Origin of the sequence: Halomonas sp. 141 (genome assembly GCF_002810305.1) — a bacterium.
In the GTDB taxonomy this organism is placed as follows: domain Bacteria; phylum Pseudomonadota; class Gammaproteobacteria; order Pseudomonadales; family Halomonadaceae; genus Vreelandella; species Vreelandella stevensii.
In genome coordinates this window covers 37,555-51,929 of record NZ_PINZ01000020.1, presented here as the reverse complement: position 1 = coordinate 51,929, position 14,375 = coordinate 37,555, and the positions used below count along the sequence as shown (strand labels likewise).

Below are 14,375 nucleotides of genomic sequence, written 5' to 3'. Positions count from 1 at the left end.
GGAAGGCAACAACCAGGGAATCCCCTTCCTTTCCGTCGTCAGACGGCAGCGCAAGCTGAGGGAGGGGAGGAGGTCAAAGGCGATTGCTCACACCATCATCAAGCCCTGCTTGCGTGTTGGCGGCGGATAGGCGGCATCCATCTGTGCCAGGTCCTCATCATCAAGCCTGACCTTATCTGCATCAGCGTTCTGTGTGAGGTGACCCAGATTCACAGTTTTAGGAATCGCAATCACCCCAGGGTGGCGCAGTGCCCAGGCAAGCGCGATTTGCGCGGGGGTGGCGCTGTGCTTGTCGGCGATGCGTTGCAGGGTGCCGTCTTGAAGTAGCGCGCCGCCTTGCCCGATGGGGCAGTAGGCCATCAGCGGCATGTTTTGCTGGGCTTGCCAGGGCAGCAGGTCGTATTCGATGCCTCGTGCTTCGGGGTTGTAGAGGACTTGGTTAGTGGCGCACGCGGGCGCGTTTAGCTCTTCCAGGTCGTCAACGTCGAAATTCGATACGCCCCAACGCAGGATCTTGCCTTGCTCGCGTAGCCGCTCAAACGCTTCCACGGTGTCGCTCAGCGGGTATTGGCCGCGCCAGTGCAGCAGGTAGAGATCAATCGTATCGGTGCCCAATCGGCGCAGGCTACGTTCGCAGGCGACTTGAGCGCCTTGGGTGCTGGCATTGTGGGGGTAAACCTTGCTGACCAGATACGCCTGCTCGCGCCGCCCACGAATGGCTTCACCCACGATTTCTTCAGCGCCGCCCTCGGCATACATCTCGGCGGTATCGATCAGCGTCATCCCCAAATCCAGGCCTTCACGCAGCGCCCTGACCTCAGCCTGCCGCTGCCTGGGATCCTCGCCCATGTGCCAGGTGCCCTGACCAATACGGGGTACGCTGGTGCCGCCTAGCACTATTGTCCGCATATCTTGCTCTCCTGATGGTGTTCCTGTTGCGATGTGGTTCTGACTGTTCGAGGCCATCGCCGTTCATGCACCCAGCGTAGACTATCCGTGTCTCGAAAATTTTCTATTTTGTCTCTTCAAGGATACGTTGCTATAGTCTATTGAAGTAACAGGCGTTAGAGATACCATGCCGGAAATTGATGCGTTGCTAGGCCTTTCTTTTTGCTTGTATTTTTTTGATAACAAGCAACATAAGCTACCCCACCTTCATGTGAAGTATGGTAGCTACGAACTGATCATTGCGATTGAAACGGGTGAGTGCCTGGAGGGCTATCTACCTAACAAGCAGCGTAAGAGAGCGGAGAGCCATATTTTCGATCACCGTGAACAGTTGATGGTGATGTGGCACAAAGCAGTGAATGGCGAAAACCCGGGTAAGCTAGGTGACGTATGCTAAAAATCGTGGATGTTGATGTCATTTCAGGTCATGCCTTGGCGCTAACGTTCAGCGATGGCTACTTCGGCCGCGCTGATCTGACAGCTTACTTCAGTAAGCCTCCCTTTTCTGAGATCAAGGATTTCAAGCGTTTTTCCTTAACACCAGAAGGATCCCTCAATTGGAGCGGCAACGAGCTTTCTGCGGCAACACTGCGTGCTATTACCAAAGGTGAGCAAAAATCCGCAGACGTTTTTGTTAACGTTCAAGAAATGGAAGCCGTCATTAAGCAGGCTTCCTGGGAGTCGATGAAAGAGGGACGCGCCGATATTTTGCAAGCCGCCATTCGCTCTTATGTGGAACAATTTGGTCATAGTCAAGTGATTGCGAAAGCAGGTATCAAAAGTCGCACCAGTGCTTATCGTTCCTTAAAACCTGAAACCAGGCCCAATTTTGATACGCTGGTTCAACTGGGGCACGCAGTGATTGAGCTCGCGCAAGAGCGTGCTGTCAGTATCAACGAGTCTTCCATTTAAGCTGTATTCTGCGTTTACGCATTGAAGGTATTCGCACCCAGCGATTGAGCCAAAGGAACCCTCATGGCCGAATACACCGCTTCCATTCACTGGGCCCGTGGGGCCGATGAAGCCTTTATAGATCAGCGCTATAGTCGTGGGCACGAGTGGGTGTTCGATGGTGGCGTCCGTGTGGCGGCGTCGTCATCGCCCCATGTGGTGCCGTTGCCCTACTCGGTGGAGGCCAACGTCGACCCGGAAGAGGCGTTCGTGGCTTCGCTTTCCAGCTGCCATATGCTGTTCTTCCTGGCCCTTGCTGCGCAGCAGGGCTTGGTGGTGGAAAGCTACGTGGACCACGCCGTGGGGGTGATGGAGAAGGGCAGCGACGGGAAAATCGCCATGACCAGGGTGACACTGCGGCCCAAAGCGCTGTTTGCAGCGCAGGCACCTTCTGTCGAGACGCTCGAACAGCTCCATCACGCCGCCCATGAAAAGTGCTTTATCGCCAACTCCGTCAAGACCGAGGTCGTGACCGAGATTCAGCTTTAAAGCGGGGCTGTAGGGGCTGCGCAGGATGGCAAAACGTCCTGGCAGCGGTTAGCCTAAGCGGTTGATGGATACTCTCGTTAAGCGGATGGGCACTGCCATGGAACACTCCTCTAACGTCACGTTGGCGCTGGCCGACGCTTCGACATTCGATGCATTCAAGCAAGAACTCAAGGCCTCGTTCAGCGTGGCCGTGGAAGAGGCCTTTGGTGCGGTAGAGCCGGGTCTGATTCCATCGGATGATGATATCGACCAATCCCTGACCGCCCCCGATGCCGTGGTGCATCACATCCTTCTGGATGGCGAGAAAGTGGGCGGTGCAATTGTCACCCTGGAGGCATCGACCCAGCGCAATACTCTGGATCTGTTCTACCTCTTGCCCAACTCCTTCGGGCGTGGGGTGGGCTACCGTGCCTGGCAGGCTATCGAGCAGGCGTACCCCGCCACGCGGGTATGGGTGACCCACACGCCGTACTTCGAAAAGCGCAACATCCACTTTTATGTCAACAAGTGTGGTTTCAAGATCGTCTCTTTTTACCACCGTGACTACCCCGCTCCAGGCGACGAGGCGCGGGGCAGCAAGGCACACAGGCTAGAGTTTTTTGGTTTTGAAAAAGTCATGATGTAAGCCCGCAAGAAAAGGATTTTAAAGTGACCGTAAGAGCAGCAGAAAGAAGCGATATTGCCGCCATGGCCGAGGTGTATCAGGCCTGTTTCCCCCGCGAGAAGAACCATGCCCAGTGGATCGAGGCATCGTTTAACGCCTACCCGCGGGGCGTGTACTACGTGGTAGAAGTAGCGGGCGTGGTGCGTGGCTATATTCTGTGGTGCGTAAAGAACGGCTTTCGGGAAAAAAGCATCATCGAGCTGGAGCAGATCGGCATTCATCCCGACGCGGCGGGCCAGGGGCTGGGTAAGCGGCTCATCGTGGAGTCATTGGCACCGTTCAAGACCCACGTGCGAGGCCTGGGCTGCGGTGTCGGGGCGGTGATGGTGACCACCTCGGAAGGCAACTTCGCGGAAAAACTGTATCAATCGACCCTGGGGGTTTCCCGCGCGGCGGTGGTCAGCGGTTATGGTGCCGGGGATGAGGTGATTCTGTATAACCCCAGCATGGCGTAGCCAGCGATGGCGTGCGGAGAATTTTCAAGGAGCAGAACATGAAGGGCGAGTGCCTGTGTGGGGAAGTGGCGTTCACGATCGAGGGTGAGCTGCCTCACCTGTACCAGTGCCACTGTTCGTTATGTCGCAAGGCCACCGGCGCGGCGGCCAATGCGGCCACCTTCGTGCCGGGGGAGCAGTTTCAGTGGCGCTCGGGGCAGGGGAATGTCCGCTCGTATCAGCGGGAAAGCGGCTATCGCAGCGACTTTTGTGCCACCTGCGGTAGTCCGGTGCCGAATCAACTGCGCGGCAGCGACTGGATGTGGGTGCCTGCCGGGCTGTTGGAAGGCGAGACCGATGCCAGGGTGGCAGTGCATTTGCATGTGGCCTCGGCGGCTACCTGGGAGCAAGAAACCAACCACTGCCAGCGTATCCAGGCCTCGCCCGAGAGCCTTCAGGCACTTCACGCTCTGCTTCAGTAGGCATGTCATGCACGCTCACTCACATCACTATCGTATTCGTGCCTTTCAGGCGGACGACATGGAGGCCGTGCTGGCTATTTGGCTGGCGGCGTCTATCCAGGCGCATGATTTTATCGAGCCTGACTTTTGGCACGCCCAGCGCGATGCCATGCGGGAGCGATACCTTCCCGCCTCAGAAACCTACGTAGCCGAAACCTCAGGCCAGGTGGTGGGCTTCTATAGCCTTTACGAGAACACCCTGGCCGCGATTTTCGTGCAGCCAGAGGGGCAAGGCCGTGGCCTGGGTAGTGCGCTACTGGAAGATGCCAAACGCCGTCGAGCATGGCTGGAACTGACCGTCTATGCCCAGAATACGCCCAGCATTCGTTTTTACGAAGCGCGCGGCTTTGTGCGCATGGGCGAACAGCAGGATGAACACACGGGAGCGCCGGAGCTGCTGATGCGTTTTAGCCCCTCGTAAGAATAGCGCTACACTCATGTTGTCTATTTTCCCTTACTGCCCAGGAAGGTTACCCATGAATCACCGCCAACCACGCTGGATGCGTGCCACGCTATCGGCGTGCGTGCTGTTCGCTTCGTCTGTTGCAATGGCACAAGACGACCCTATCAGCGCTGAGCTGGCGCGTATCGAACAGGCGCTGGACGCGCGCATTGGCTTTGCGGCGCATGATCTGGCCACGGGCCAGCGCTGGGAGGTGAACGCGGATGAGCGCTTTGCCATGTCCAGCACGTTCAAAACGCTGGCGTGTGGCGCGCTGCTGGAGCAGGTGGATGAAGGGCGGCTAGCGCTGGATACCGAGGTCAGTTTCGATGAATCGGCGCTGGTGACTTACTCGCCGGTGACCGAGCAGTATGCGGGGCACCAGCCAATGACGCTGTTCGAGCTGTGCGATGCCACCATGACCACCAGCGACAACACGGCGGCCAACCTGATACTGGAAGCCCTGGGCGGGCCGGAAGCCATCACGGCTTTTGCGCGCCGCCTGGACGATTCCGTTACGCGGCTCGACCGTTTCGAGACCGAGCTGAACGAAGCCACGCCCGGGGATGAGCGCGACACCACCACGCCTAATGCCATGTTGGCCACGCTGGAAACGCTGGTGCTGGGCGATGTGCTCACCCCGGAATCTCGGCAGCAGTTACAAGACTGGATGAAGGGCAACGCCGTGGCCGATGGGCTGTTTCGTGCCGCCATGCCTTTCGATTGGGTGATCGCCGATAGAACCGGCGCAGGTGGCTATGGCTCTCGTTCCATCACGGCCATCATCTGGCCTCCTGAGCAGGCGCCCACCGTGGCTGTGTTCTACCTCACCGAAACAGACGCATCGTTCGAGGCACGCAACGAAGCCATTGCGTCGTTGGGGAAGGTGGTGCAAGCGTATCTGGATGAGCGCTAAACATCGCTCCTGATTACCCGCAGGGTGGCTCATGGGCTACCCTGCGGGTGATGTACATGAGGCTACGCAGGTTACAGTGCCTGTAGCATACCGGTAACGCCACCGCCGGTATGCTCTATCAGTACCATCACCCCAATCCCGATCAATACTACCCCGCCTATCAGTTCTGCCCAGTGGCCTACGTAGCGCCCCAGTTTGTGGCCAAGCAAGGTGCCCATCGAGGCCATGACGGTGGTCGCCAGGCCGATGGCCAGGCTGGTGGTAATGATATCCACGTCGATAAACGCCAGGCTGGCGCCGACGGCCATGGCATCCAGGCTGGTGGCAATGGCGGTCAGTACCAGCAGCCATAGCGTTTGCTTGCGGTGGGCTACCTGCTCTTCTTTTTTGAGCCCTTCGTACATCATGTGCAGGCCAATGGCGGTCAGCAGTACAAACGCGACCCAGTGGTCCCAGGCTTCCACGTACTGTTGAGAAGCCTTGCCTGCTACCCAGCCCAGTACTGGGGTGATCGCTTCGATGGTGCCGAATATCAGGCCAATGCCAAGGGCATGTCGCCAGCGTGGTTTGGTCAGTTCGGCCCCTTTGCTGAGTGATGCAGCAAAGGCATCCGCCGACATGGAAACCGCTAAAAAGAGCAGGGCTACAGGTGTCATCGCAAACGGCTCACGTTATCTGAAGAACCAGTGAATACCTATACCCGAGTATGTGGGTCGGGTATTTGAATGGACGGAATCCTATCAGGTTTTAGAGTGAGCCTGGCGCTATTCGTCATGAGCATCAACGACGCGGACGCCGTTGATACAGCCACCATACGTCTACCCCAAAGGAGTAAGCCAGGCTGAGCAGGGCTCCCAGGGCCAGCAGGCTGGCGTAAAGGGAGGAGGTGAAGGGAGTCAGTGCCAACAGGAGTGCCGTGACCTGCCAGACACAGATCAGTTTACGGCGGAAGCTGTCGTACAACGGCGCCTCTAGCCAAGGCAGCAGCCATCCTGCTGCCACGAAGCCATAGCGCATTGCGCCAATCAGCAATACCCAGGGGCCCAGGGCTTCTGCGCGCATCAGGGCCAGGCATAATAGCAGGATCAGCAGGGCATCCAGCTCCATGTCAAAGCGTGCGCCAAAGGGCGAGTGGCTGTGGGTGCGGCGGGCAATCCAGCCGTCCACGCCGTCCAGCAGCAGGGCAATCATGGCGACACCCAGCCATAGCCCAATGGCCTGTTGAAAGGCGCCGCCCACCAGGGCGCCAGCCACCAGTGCCACCAGTACACCACGCACGAGGGTGACTCTATTCGCCCAGCCCAGCGCACCGTAGGGCCAAAACAACAGCACTAGCGCGCTCATCACGGCATATAAGCCGACGGCTAACCACCAGTTGGCGGCACTCGCCATGAGCGGACCCATAAGCCATCCCAAACCGCCCAGTAACAGGCCCCCCAGCAGCAGCTCTAGGCTGCTATGAAGCCGGTTGAAGCGTGGCGATTCCGTAGTGTGTGAGGCTGGGGGCATGGAGGCTCTCGAAGCGGCATCGTCATCCGCAGTTGAAATTAGTGGTGCAATAATTTATCAATGTATCATTATTGTATAGATATGGCGCGCTGCTTGTGCTTTGCTGGTGAGCTGTCGAGCCGCGTCACGAAGGTTAATAAACGTTAATAGACCGTTTTCTTTTCTAAGCTAAGCTATAGGTTAGCCCTTGAAAAGTCGCCAACTCTTGCAAAGGCTTGGGTCAACGCAGGGAACTTGCGCTTCAACGATAAGGAAATGTCATGTCAGTGCCTGATACCGCTCAGGCCTTTTGGGTCACCCGCCCAGGCCACGGTGCAATTCAGTCCGAATCTCTCCCTGCCATGGGCCAAGACGATGTGCGTGTGCGTGCGCTTTACAGCGGCGTCAGTCGAGGCACCGAGTCGCTGGTGTTTCATGGCCGTGTGCCGAGCAGCGAGACCCAGCGTATGCGCGCGCCCTTTCAGGTGGGGGAGTTCCCTGGCCCTGTCAAATATGGTTATTGCAGTGTAGGCCGCGTGACCCATGGCCCTCAGGCGCTGGTCGACCAGACCGTATTTTGTCTTCACCCCCACCAGGACCGCTATATCGTCCCGGCCACCATGGTGGTGCCGGTGCCCGCTGACGTACCGGCTTACCGGGCGGTGCTGGCCGCCAACATGGAAACGGCCATCAACGGCGTGTGGGACGCCAACCCCATGCTGGGTGAACGGGTATGTGTCGTGGGCGGCGGCGTCGTGGGTGCGCTGGTGGCTTACCTGTGCGCGCGTATTGCTGGGGTGCAGGTGCAGCTCATCGATATCAATGGCGAGCGTGAGGCGTTGGCCGATGCGCTGGGGGTGCCGTTTGCCCTGCCGGAGCAGGCCCCTGCGGATCAGGATTGCGTGATTCATGCCAGCGGTCATCCTGAGGGCCTTCGCCTGGCCATGTCATTGGTGGGCCAGGAAGGGCGCGTGATCGAAATGAGCTGGTTCGGGGAGGGTGACGTGGCGCTGCCCCTGGGCGGCGCGTTCCATTCCCAACGTTTGACCCTGCGCGCCAGCCAGGTGGGCCAACTGCCTGCCAAGCTGCAACCTCGCTGGAACTACCAGCGTCGCCTGGCTCTGGCGTTGCGCCTGCTGGCCGACCCGACGCTGGATGTCTTGATCAGCGGTGAGAGCAATTTCATGGACTTGCCTGCCCTGGCGCTGGCGTTGTTTGGCCCGGGCAGCAAGGCATTGTGCCATCGCATTCGTTACCCCGTTCAGGATGAACCTGAATAACCCAAGGAGTTGCCATGTACCGTTTATGTGTTCGTGACCATTTCATGATTGCCCATAGCTTCAAAGGGGAGGTCTTCGGCCCTGCGCAGCGTACCCATGGGGCAACGTATGTGGTGGATGTCATCTTTCAGCGCCCCGCGTTGGATGAAGATGGCCTGGTCATCGATATCGGGCTGGCCAGTGAAACCGTCAAGGAAGTGTTGGCGGGATACAACTACCGCAACCTGGACGAGGTGAGCGAGTTTACCGGCCAGAACACTACCACCGAATTCATGGCCAAGGTGATTTTCGACCAGCTGGCCGAAGCGATTCGTGGCGGCAGGATGGGAGAGACTGCCAAGGGGCTGACCCGCATGGAAATCAAGCTGCATGAATCCCATGTGGCCTGGGCAAGCTACGAAGGCGAGCTATGAGCCAACGATTTACCCTGATCGTGGCCGGCGACCCTGGCCAGCGTACTGGCGGCTATCTCTATGATGCCCGCATCGTGGAGGCGCTGCGCGAGCAGGGCCACCAGGTGACGGTGGTGGGCCTGGAAGGGTGCTTCCCGTTGGCCGATGAGGTCGCGGCGAGCGCCCTGGCCCACGCGCTGGAGCAGCAGGCGTCAGGCGCCCGAGTGATACTCGATGGCCTGGCCGTAGGTGCGCTGCCCGACGTGGTCGCACGACATGCCAACAGGCTAGACCTGACCGCGCTGCTGCATCACCCGCTGGGGGATGAGCAGGGGCTGTCCAGCGATGAGCAGCAGCATCTGCACCGCAGTGAGCTGACGGGGCTTGGCGGCGTGGCGCGTATCATCGTGACCAGCCGTTTCACCGCGCGGCGCTTGAAGGCGCTGGCCGAGCAGTACGCCGTGCCGATCACTGCGCCGATCAGCGTGGTGGAGCCTGGCGTGGCGCATGCCCCTATCAGCCCGGCGCCGCGTGAGGGTGAACCCCTGCGCTTGCTGTGCGTTGCCACCCTGACGCCACGCAAGGGGCAGGACGTGCTGGTGAAGGCGCTGGCAGGGCTGACCCATCTGTCCTGGCAGTGTGACTGCTATGGTGCCGAGCGAGACGCCGAGTTCAGCGCCAGCGTTCGCCAGCGCGTGGAAGAGCATCACCTGGGCGAGCGCATCGCGCTGCACGGTGAGTGTGATGCCGCCACCCTGGAAGCTGCCTATCACCGGGCTCACGCGCTGGTACTGCCCTCCTGGTACGAAGGTTACGGCATGGTGGTGACCGAAGCCTTGGCCCATGGCCTGCCCGTGATCACCACCACCGGTGGCGCCTTGCGCGATACGCTACCCGAAGGCGCTGGCTTGAGCGTTGCGCCTGGCGATGTGCCCGCATTGCAGGCGGCGCTGGAGCAGTTCTGCATTGACCAGGCCCTACGCACGGCGCTGCGGGCAGGCGCTGCGGTCGCACGCGGAGAACTCAATGACTGGCAGGCGGCGGGTGCCCAGTTTGCCAGCGCGCTGAACATGGGGGTCGCGCCGAACATGCCCGCAGGCAGCCAGTTTGCGGCCAGTTGGCTCAGCCAGCGCGAGCGCGTGGATAGCCAGTCGCGCAGCAGCGCGCTGGTAGCAGGTTTGAATGCCTGGCTGGCCAACCGTGATAGCATCACCCTGGCAGATTTGGGCTGTGGGCGGGGCAGCAACGTACAGTTTTTGGTGCCCCGGCTGAGCGTTCCTCAGCGCTGGGCATTGTTCGACCACGACCCTGAATTGCTCAAGGAAGCCCGTGGCCGTGCCATGCAGCTCCACGATGCCCGTGGCCAGCCCGTCCAAGTGGCAACCCACTGCACCTCGCTGGCGAAGCTGGCGCACTCTGCCTTGCTGGAAGCCGATGTGGTCAGTGCCTCGGCGCTCATCGATCTGGTCTCCCAGCCGTGGATCGATGCGCTGGCCGCCCAGTGCGCCGAGCAGCGGCAGGCGCTGCTGGTCAGTCTCAGCGTGACGGGGGAGTGGTGCTTCATCGATGCGGAGCACCAGCCACTCGATCACCCCGAAGATCGCTTCGTACGGGGCCTGTTCAATGCCCACCAGCAGCGTGACAAGGGGCTGGGCGAGGCGCTAGGAGGCCACGCCCATGCGGCGCTCGCGGAGGCGCTCAAGCGCCGGGGGTATAGCCTTGAAGAGGCTGCCACGCCTTGGCAACTGGCCGCAGGAGACACCACCCATGAGCCGCTGATTCGCTCGCTCATAGAGGGCTGGGCCGCCGCCGCCACGGAGCAGGCGCCGGAAGCGGCCACGCGTATTGCCGAATGGCGCACGGCCAGGCTGGACGCCGTGGAGCGTGGCCAATGGGGTGTGTGGGTAGGCCATCACGATCTGCTGGCACTGCCAGCGGTGGCGGGGTAGCAGAGTGCTCGCGCGTGGCTGGCGTGCGCCCTGGGTACGACGTTGCCTGGTCAGCGGCATGCTGCTGCTGGCGCTCGCCTTGTGGGTCGAACCTGCCGATATCATGGCCGAAGTGCAGCGCTTCTCGCTGGGCTGGATGGCTCTGGCGCTGGCCATCAGCGTGCTGCAAGTCATGCTCAGTGCGTGGCGCTGGCAGCTCACGGCGGGGCTGATCGGCGTGCCGCTGCGTTTTGGCTACGCCCTGCGTGAATACTACCTGGCGCTGTTGGTCAATCAGCTGCTGCCAGGCGGGGTGCTTGGAGATGCCGGGCGCGCGCACCGCCATGCGGGCCAGGCCACTTCTCGTGGCAGCGCCTGGCGGGCGGTGGTGATCGAGCGCGCGTCTGGTCAGGTGGCCGTGGCGCTGCTCACGCTGGCAGCGCTGCTGGCATCGCCGCTGTGGCACGCTGCGCTGGGCCCTACGGTGTTGATGTCATTGGCGGCTGGCGCCCTATTTGGCCTGGCAGGACTGGCGCTGCTGATACATTGGACGCGTCGCCAACGGCTGGCGCTACCGCGCTGGTGCCAAACGCTGGGGCGCGATCTGCGCCGGGGGCTGTTTCAGCGTCGCGTATGGCCCCTGCAACTGGGCTCGTCGCTGACCATCGTGATCAGCTATGGCCTGGTCATGCTGTGCGCGGCCAGGGCCATCGGTAGTCCGATACCTGCCTTTGAACTGCTGGCGTTGGCACCGGTACTGCTGCTTTCCATGCTGGTGCCGCTCTCGGTAGCCGGGTGGGGCGTACGCGAAGGCGCCGCAGCAGGTTTATGGATGCTGGTGGGCATGCCGCCTGCGCAGGGTGTGGCCATTTCGCTGGCGTATGGCGTGCTGGTGCTGCTGTCCAGCCTGCCGGGGATCCCCGTGGCACTGGCTCGGCGCGGTCAAGCGAGCCCGGCAGGCCCTCCGGCCTCTTCGGCTTCGGGTGGTGGGGTCATGGGGGCTGCCGAGTCAGGAGCGGCGCAGCTCGACGTCGAACAGCGTGTCGGCGCCGCATCGGAACGAGCGCATCGTGGGGCGCAGCGCCTGCTCCAGGGTGTCGATGGGGGTCATCACCAGCCCGGGCCGCCCCGAACCAATCAACAGCGGGGCCACCAGCAGGTGCAGGCGATCCACGGCCTGGGCTTCGATGAACTGAGAAATGGTGATGCCGCCACCTTCCACCAGAACGCGGTGCAATCCGCGCTCTGCCAGCAGTGCAATGACATCGTGGGGTTGAAATTGCCCATGGGCATTCAGCGGCAGGCAGCACTGCTCGGCAGCGCTGTTCAGCGGGGCTACCTGAGGTCCGGTGATGTGCAGCGTCGCCACGTCGCCTGGTTGAAACAGCGCCAATGTGGTGGGCACGCGACCGCGCGGGTCCAGCACCACGCGAACCGGGTTGGGCCCATCGACATGGCGCACGGTGAGCTGGGGGTTGTCGGCCACAGCGGTGCCGGCGCCCACCACCACGGCATCGGCCAGGGCGCGCAGCCGGTGCAGGTGCACCAGGCTTTCAGGGCCGTTGATGTAGTGGGAATGGCCGCTTTCCGTGGCGATACGCCCATCCAAACTCTGGCCCAGCTGCGCGACCACCCATTGGGGCCTGGCGGCCAGCGGGGTCAGGCAATCGAGCCACTGCTGAACGTCCGGCCCAGCGGCCTGTGGCGTCTGGGCCTCAGGGGGAAGAGTAGACGCCTCGGTCATGCGCTGTGCCGTGGCACTCAACGCGATCAACCATTCCCAGGCAGCCTCATCATCGAGGGCCGGGGAGTATCGAGCAGAAGAACTGGAGTCGGGCATAACGCTTCCCTATTGGATACACCCACTGATCATGCGGGGCCAGGTAGCGCAACGCAAGTGACCTTTGTTCAGACGACCAGGCAATCCGGAGGCCTACATGTATCACATTGAACGCGCCATTTTTGATATTCGCCGTGGTTTACCTGTCGTGATTCGCAGTGGTGAGCAGCGCTTGCTGGTGCAGGCGCTGGAGGGTAGCCGCTCGGTGGCGGCGCTGGCGGCGCTGGCGGCGCTATCGGGCTCACGTCCGGCCATGGTGCTGACCCGCCATCGGCTGGAGGCCATGGGGTTGTCGCTCAAGGCCGACGCTGCCTGCCTGCCACTGGCCGAACAGATCGGCGAGCATGAGCTGCACCAGCTGGCCCTGGCGCCTGGCCAGGCGCGTTCGAGCGCGCTGCTGAGCGGCTTGAAGCCTGCAGGCGCGGCCGAGCGCGGTGCCGTCACCCTGATGCGCCGGGCGCTGCTGGTGCCTGCGGCCCTCACCGCCGAGGTGAGCGAGCAGGCCAGCCATGCTGTGGCCGAGCAGGTGCGCCAGGGGCAGCTGCTGGAAGTCAGTGCCGAAGAAGCCCTGCAGTGTCTGGCCGGTGCGCCGGGCATGCTCAAGCGGGTCAGTGAAGCCAACATACCGCTGGAAGACACGCCGCATAGCCGCTTCGTGCTGTTTCGCGAGCCCGATGGCCTGCGTGAGCACGTGGCAGTGGTGATCGGCCAGCCCGAAGCCCAGCAAGGCCCCGTGCCGCTACGCATGCACTCTGCCTGTTTGACCGGTGACCTGTTCGGTAGCTTGCGCTGTGACTGCGGTGAGCAGTTGCGTAATGCCGTGGCCGATATCCAGGGGATGGGCGGTGGCGTGCTGCTGTATTTGGCCCAGGAAGGGCGGGGCATCGGCCTGGCCAACAAGCTGCGCGCCTATACCCTGCAAGACAGTGGCCTGGATACCGTGGACGCCGACCAGGTGCTGGGGTTTGGCGACGATGAGCGGCAGTACGCGGTGGCGGTGGATATGCTCAATGCGCTGTCGATTCATCAGGTACAGCTATTGACCAACAACCCGCTGAAAATGTCGGCCCTGCGGGAAGGGGGGATCGAGGTCGTCTCGCGTCAGGCCCTGTATGGCAGCGTGACCGACCACAACCATCGCTACCTGAGTGCCAAGGCCAACCGGGCCGGACATTTTCTGGACGACGTGCTGGAGAGCCGTGGCCACTGAAATATCAGGCGTCAACCGCTGAACACTTAATCGTTGCCGCTGAGCCAGCATCCGGCCAGCGGCATTTTATGGTCAAGAGAGTCAGTTCAGGGCGGGCAGTCGAGTGGTTTCTTCCACCACGCGGGCCAGCAGGCCCGCATAGTGGCGCACCAATCGTTCGCCCAGGTCGGCGCTGGCGCCATGGGCATCGCCCGCCACTCCGTGGGGGCTCAGGTCCTCTGCCAACCAGGCATAGGCCGCGCTGCCTTCGGCGCCCAGCAGGCCACCTTCGGGAGGCGTGGCGGGGGGCGTGGGCGTATACCCTTCGGTGTCTACCCACTGAGGGGCCAGGTGCAGCATCATCGAGGTCTCCAGCAGCCCTCCGTGCAGCCCATGGCGCAGCTCATCGGCGGCCAGGGCACCTTCCAGCGGCGGCAGCCGAGTATAGGTCGCCTTGACCACGCGCATGGCGTGGCGCTGGCGCAGGGTCAGGGCCGCCAGGTCCATCACGGCTTTGTTGCCGCCATGGCTGTTGATCATCATCAGCTTGTGGATGCCCGCCCGGGCAACGCTGTCGCCGTAGGCTTCCAACGCCTCGATGGCCAGCCTGGCGGGCAGGCTCAGGGTGCCTGAAAAGCTGGCGTGCTCATCGCTGGCTCCGATGGCCATGGGGGGCAGGCAAAGCACCTCGATGTCGTCGGGGAGCTGCGCCAGCATGGCCGCCTGCAGGCCCTCGCCGATTATCAGGTCGGTGCCCAGGGGCAGGTGGGTGCCGTGCTGCTCGATGGCGCCCAGCGTGATAAGGGCGATGGGCTGGCGCTGGGCCAGGGCCTGAAGTTTGGGCGCGGTCAGGTGTTGCCATTCATGAACCATAACAGTCTCTTCAAGGGTGA

General features: G+C 61.8%; 17 protein-coding genes and 1 pseudogene. 13 read left to right on the top strand and 5 right to left on the bottom strand.

The genetic code is table 11. From position 1 onward, the window contains the following. Positions 1–87 precede the first annotated feature (87 nt). Positions 88–909 (bottom strand): aldo/keto reductase, encoded by an 822-nt coding sequence (locus CWI66_RS10675; protein ID WP_081195532.1) that lies wholly within the window; start codon positions 907–909, stop codon positions 88–90. Between the two features lie 166 nt (positions 910–1,075). Here CWI66_RS10675 and dhiT point away from each other — a divergent pair, with 166 nt between their 5' ends. From dhiT to bla, 8 genes are all read left to right on the top strand, one after another. Then, positions 1,076–1,345 (top strand): type II toxin-antitoxin system toxin DhiT, encoded by a 270-nt coding sequence (gene dhiT / locus CWI66_RS10670; protein WP_081139058.1) that lies wholly within the window; start codon positions 1,076–1,078, stop codon positions 1,343–1,345. Further along, on the top strand, positions 1,339–1,860 hold the full coding sequence (gene dhiA / locus CWI66_RS10665) for a type II toxin-antitoxin system antitoxin DhiA (protein ID WP_016914639.1): 522 nt from the start codon (positions 1,339–1,341) through the stop codon (positions 1,858–1,860). The genes dhiT and dhiA overlap by 7 nt, the downstream gene beginning before the upstream one ends. Before the next feature lie 63 nt (positions 1,861–1,923). Then, positions 1,924–2,388: an OsmC family protein gene (locus CWI66_RS10660; protein ID WP_081195534.1), complete on the top strand. Its 465-nt coding sequence runs from the start codon at positions 1,924–1,926 to the stop codon at positions 2,386–2,388. A gap of 97 nt (positions 2,389–2,485) precedes the next feature. Next, a complete protein-coding gene (locus CWI66_RS10655) occupies positions 2,486–3,013 on the top strand; it encodes a GNAT family N-acetyltransferase (RefSeq protein ID WP_100731646.1) in 528 nt (175 codons plus the stop codon). A 23-nt stretch (positions 3,014–3,036) separates the two neighbouring features. Next, positions 3,037–3,507 carry a GNAT family N-acetyltransferase gene (locus tag CWI66_RS10650; protein WP_016914637.1) on the top strand — a complete coding sequence of 157 codons (471 nt, stop codon included), beginning with the start codon at positions 3,037–3,039 and terminating at the stop codon, positions 3,505–3,507. 38 nt (positions 3,508–3,545) lie between these two features. Continuing rightward, complete coding sequence (locus CWI66_RS10645; RefSeq protein WP_016914636.1) at positions 3,546–3,968, top strand: GFA family protein; 423 nt, start codon at positions 3,546–3,548, stop codon at positions 3,966–3,968. A 7-nt stretch (positions 3,969–3,975) separates the two neighbouring features. Beyond that, positions 3,976–4,428: an N-acetyltransferase gene (locus tag CWI66_RS10640; RefSeq protein ID WP_016914635.1), complete on the top strand. Its 453-nt coding sequence runs from the start codon at positions 3,976–3,978 to the stop codon at positions 4,426–4,428. A 16-nt stretch (positions 4,429–4,444) separates the two neighbouring features. Beyond that, on the top strand, positions 4,445–5,365 hold the full coding sequence (bla, locus tag CWI66_RS10635; RefSeq protein WP_371827789.1) for a class A beta-lactamase: 921 nt from the start codon (positions 4,445–4,447) through the stop codon (positions 5,363–5,365). Between the two features lie 71 nt (positions 5,366–5,436). Here the strand turns inward: bla and CWI66_RS10630 are convergent, their stop codons facing one another. Both CWI66_RS10630 and CWI66_RS10625 read right to left on the bottom strand, forming a co-directional pair. Then, complete coding sequence (locus CWI66_RS10630) at positions 5,437–6,021, bottom strand: manganese efflux pump MntP (RefSeq protein WP_016914633.1); 585 nt, start codon at positions 6,019–6,021, stop codon at positions 5,437–5,439. Between the two features lie 124 nt (positions 6,022–6,145). Beyond that, positions 6,146–6,757, bottom strand: coding sequence for a CDP-alcohol phosphatidyltransferase family protein (locus CWI66_RS10625; RefSeq protein ID WP_332868346.1), 612 nt, complete (start codon positions 6,755–6,757; stop codon positions 6,146–6,148). Between the two features lie 377 nt (positions 6,758–7,134). Between CWI66_RS10625 and CWI66_RS10620 the strand changes: the two genes are divergently transcribed. The 4 genes and pseudogenes from CWI66_RS10620 to CWI66_RS18365 all read left to right on the top strand — a co-directional run. Next, the gene (locus CWI66_RS10620; RefSeq protein WP_081195538.1) at positions 7,135–8,133 is read left to right on the top strand and encodes a zinc-dependent alcohol dehydrogenase; all 999 of its coding nucleotides are present in this window, start codon (positions 7,135–7,137) and stop codon (positions 8,131–8,133) included. A 14-nt stretch (positions 8,134–8,147) separates the two neighbouring features. After that, positions 8,148–8,546, top strand: coding sequence for a 6-pyruvoyl trahydropterin synthase family protein (locus CWI66_RS10615; protein ID WP_081139066.1), 399 nt, complete (start codon positions 8,148–8,150; stop codon positions 8,544–8,546). Beyond that, positions 8,543–10,474: a glycosyltransferase family 4 protein gene (locus tag CWI66_RS10610; protein WP_100731643.1), complete on the top strand. Its 1,932-nt coding sequence runs from the start codon at positions 8,543–8,545 to the stop codon at positions 10,472–10,474. The genes CWI66_RS10615 and CWI66_RS10610 overlap by 4 nt, the downstream gene beginning before the upstream one ends. A 58-nt stretch (positions 10,475–10,532) precedes the next feature. After that, positions 10,533–11,345 (top strand): annotated as a pseudogene (locus CWI66_RS18365) (lysylphosphatidylglycerol synthase transmembrane domain-containing protein); the annotation flags it as partial. A gap of 117 nt (positions 11,346–11,462) precedes the next feature. Here CWI66_RS18365 and CWI66_RS18360 read toward each other — a convergent pair. After that, the gene (locus CWI66_RS18360) at positions 11,463–12,197 is read right to left on the bottom strand and encodes a RibD family protein (RefSeq protein WP_232710846.1); all 735 of its coding nucleotides are present in this window, start codon (positions 12,195–12,197) and stop codon (positions 11,463–11,465) included. A 193-nt stretch (positions 12,198–12,390) separates the two neighbouring features. Here CWI66_RS18360 and ribA point away from each other — a divergent pair, with 193 nt between their 5' ends. After that, on the top strand, positions 12,391–13,503 hold the full coding sequence (gene ribA, locus CWI66_RS10595) for a GTP cyclohydrolase II RibA (RefSeq protein ID WP_100731642.1): 1,113 nt from the start codon (positions 12,391–12,393) through the stop codon (positions 13,501–13,503). Between the two features lie 81 nt (positions 13,504–13,584). Here ribA and CWI66_RS10590 read toward each other — a convergent pair whose 3' ends face one another. Beyond that, the gene (locus CWI66_RS10590; RefSeq protein WP_081195542.1) at positions 13,585–14,355 is read right to left on the bottom strand and encodes a creatininase family protein; all 771 of its coding nucleotides are present in this window, start codon (positions 14,353–14,355) and stop codon (positions 13,585–13,587) included. Positions 14,356–14,375 lie beyond the last annotated feature (20 nt).

What these genes read in the sequence shown, in the direction of transcription:
- CWI66_RS10675 (WP_081195532.1), bottom strand. Translation starts at nt 909, where the DNA reads ATGCGGACAATAGTGCTAGGCGGCACCAGCGTACCCCGTATTGGTCAG.
- dhiT (WP_081139058.1), top strand. Translation starts at nt 1,076, where the DNA reads ATGCCGGAAATTGATGCGTTGCTAGGCCTTTCTTTTTGCTTGTATTTT.
- dhiA (WP_016914639.1), top strand. Translation starts at nt 1,339, where the DNA reads ATGCTAAAAATCGTGGATGTTGATGTCATTTCAGGTCATGCCTTGGCG.
- CWI66_RS10660 (WP_081195534.1), top strand. Translation starts at nt 1,924, where the DNA reads ATGGCCGAATACACCGCTTCCATTCACTGGGCCCGTGGGGCCGATGAA.
- CWI66_RS10655 (WP_100731646.1), top strand. Translation starts at nt 2,486, where the DNA reads ATGGAACACTCCTCTAACGTCACGTTGGCGCTGGCCGACGCTTCGACA.
- CWI66_RS10645 (WP_016914636.1), top strand. Translation starts at nt 3,546, where the DNA reads ATGAAGGGCGAGTGCCTGTGTGGGGAAGTGGCGTTCACGATCGAGGGT.
- CWI66_RS10640 (WP_016914635.1), top strand. Translation starts at nt 3,976, where the DNA reads ATGCACGCTCACTCACATCACTATCGTATTCGTGCCTTTCAGGCGGAC.
- bla (WP_371827789.1), top strand. Translation starts at nt 4,445, where the DNA reads ATGTTGTCTATTTTCCCTTACTGCCCAGGAAGGTTACCCATGAATCAC.
- CWI66_RS10630 (WP_016914633.1), bottom strand. Translation starts at nt 6,021, where the DNA reads ATGACACCTGTAGCCCTGCTCTTTTTAGCGGTTTCCATGTCGGCGGAT.
- CWI66_RS10625 (WP_332868346.1), bottom strand. Translation starts at nt 6,757, where the DNA reads ATGGCGAGTGCCGCCAACTGGTGGTTAGCCGTCGGCTTATATGCCGTG.
- CWI66_RS10620 (WP_081195538.1), top strand. Translation starts at nt 7,135, where the DNA reads ATGTCAGTGCCTGATACCGCTCAGGCCTTTTGGGTCACCCGCCCAGGC.
- CWI66_RS10615 (WP_081139066.1), top strand. Translation starts at nt 8,148, where the DNA reads ATGTACCGTTTATGTGTTCGTGACCATTTCATGATTGCCCATAGCTTC.
- CWI66_RS10610 (WP_100731643.1), top strand. Translation starts at nt 8,543, where the DNA reads ATGAGCCAACGATTTACCCTGATCGTGGCCGGCGACCCTGGCCAGCGT.
- CWI66_RS18360 (WP_232710846.1), bottom strand. Translation starts at nt 12,197, where the DNA reads ATGACCGAGGCGTCTACTCTTCCCCCTGAGGCCCAGACGCCACAGGCC.
- ribA (WP_100731642.1), top strand. Translation starts at nt 12,391, where the DNA reads ATGTATCACATTGAACGCGCCATTTTTGATATTCGCCGTGGTTTACCT.
- CWI66_RS10590 (WP_081195542.1), bottom strand. Translation starts at nt 14,355, where the DNA reads ATGGTTCATGAATGGCAACACCTGACCGCGCCCAAACTTCAGGCCCTG.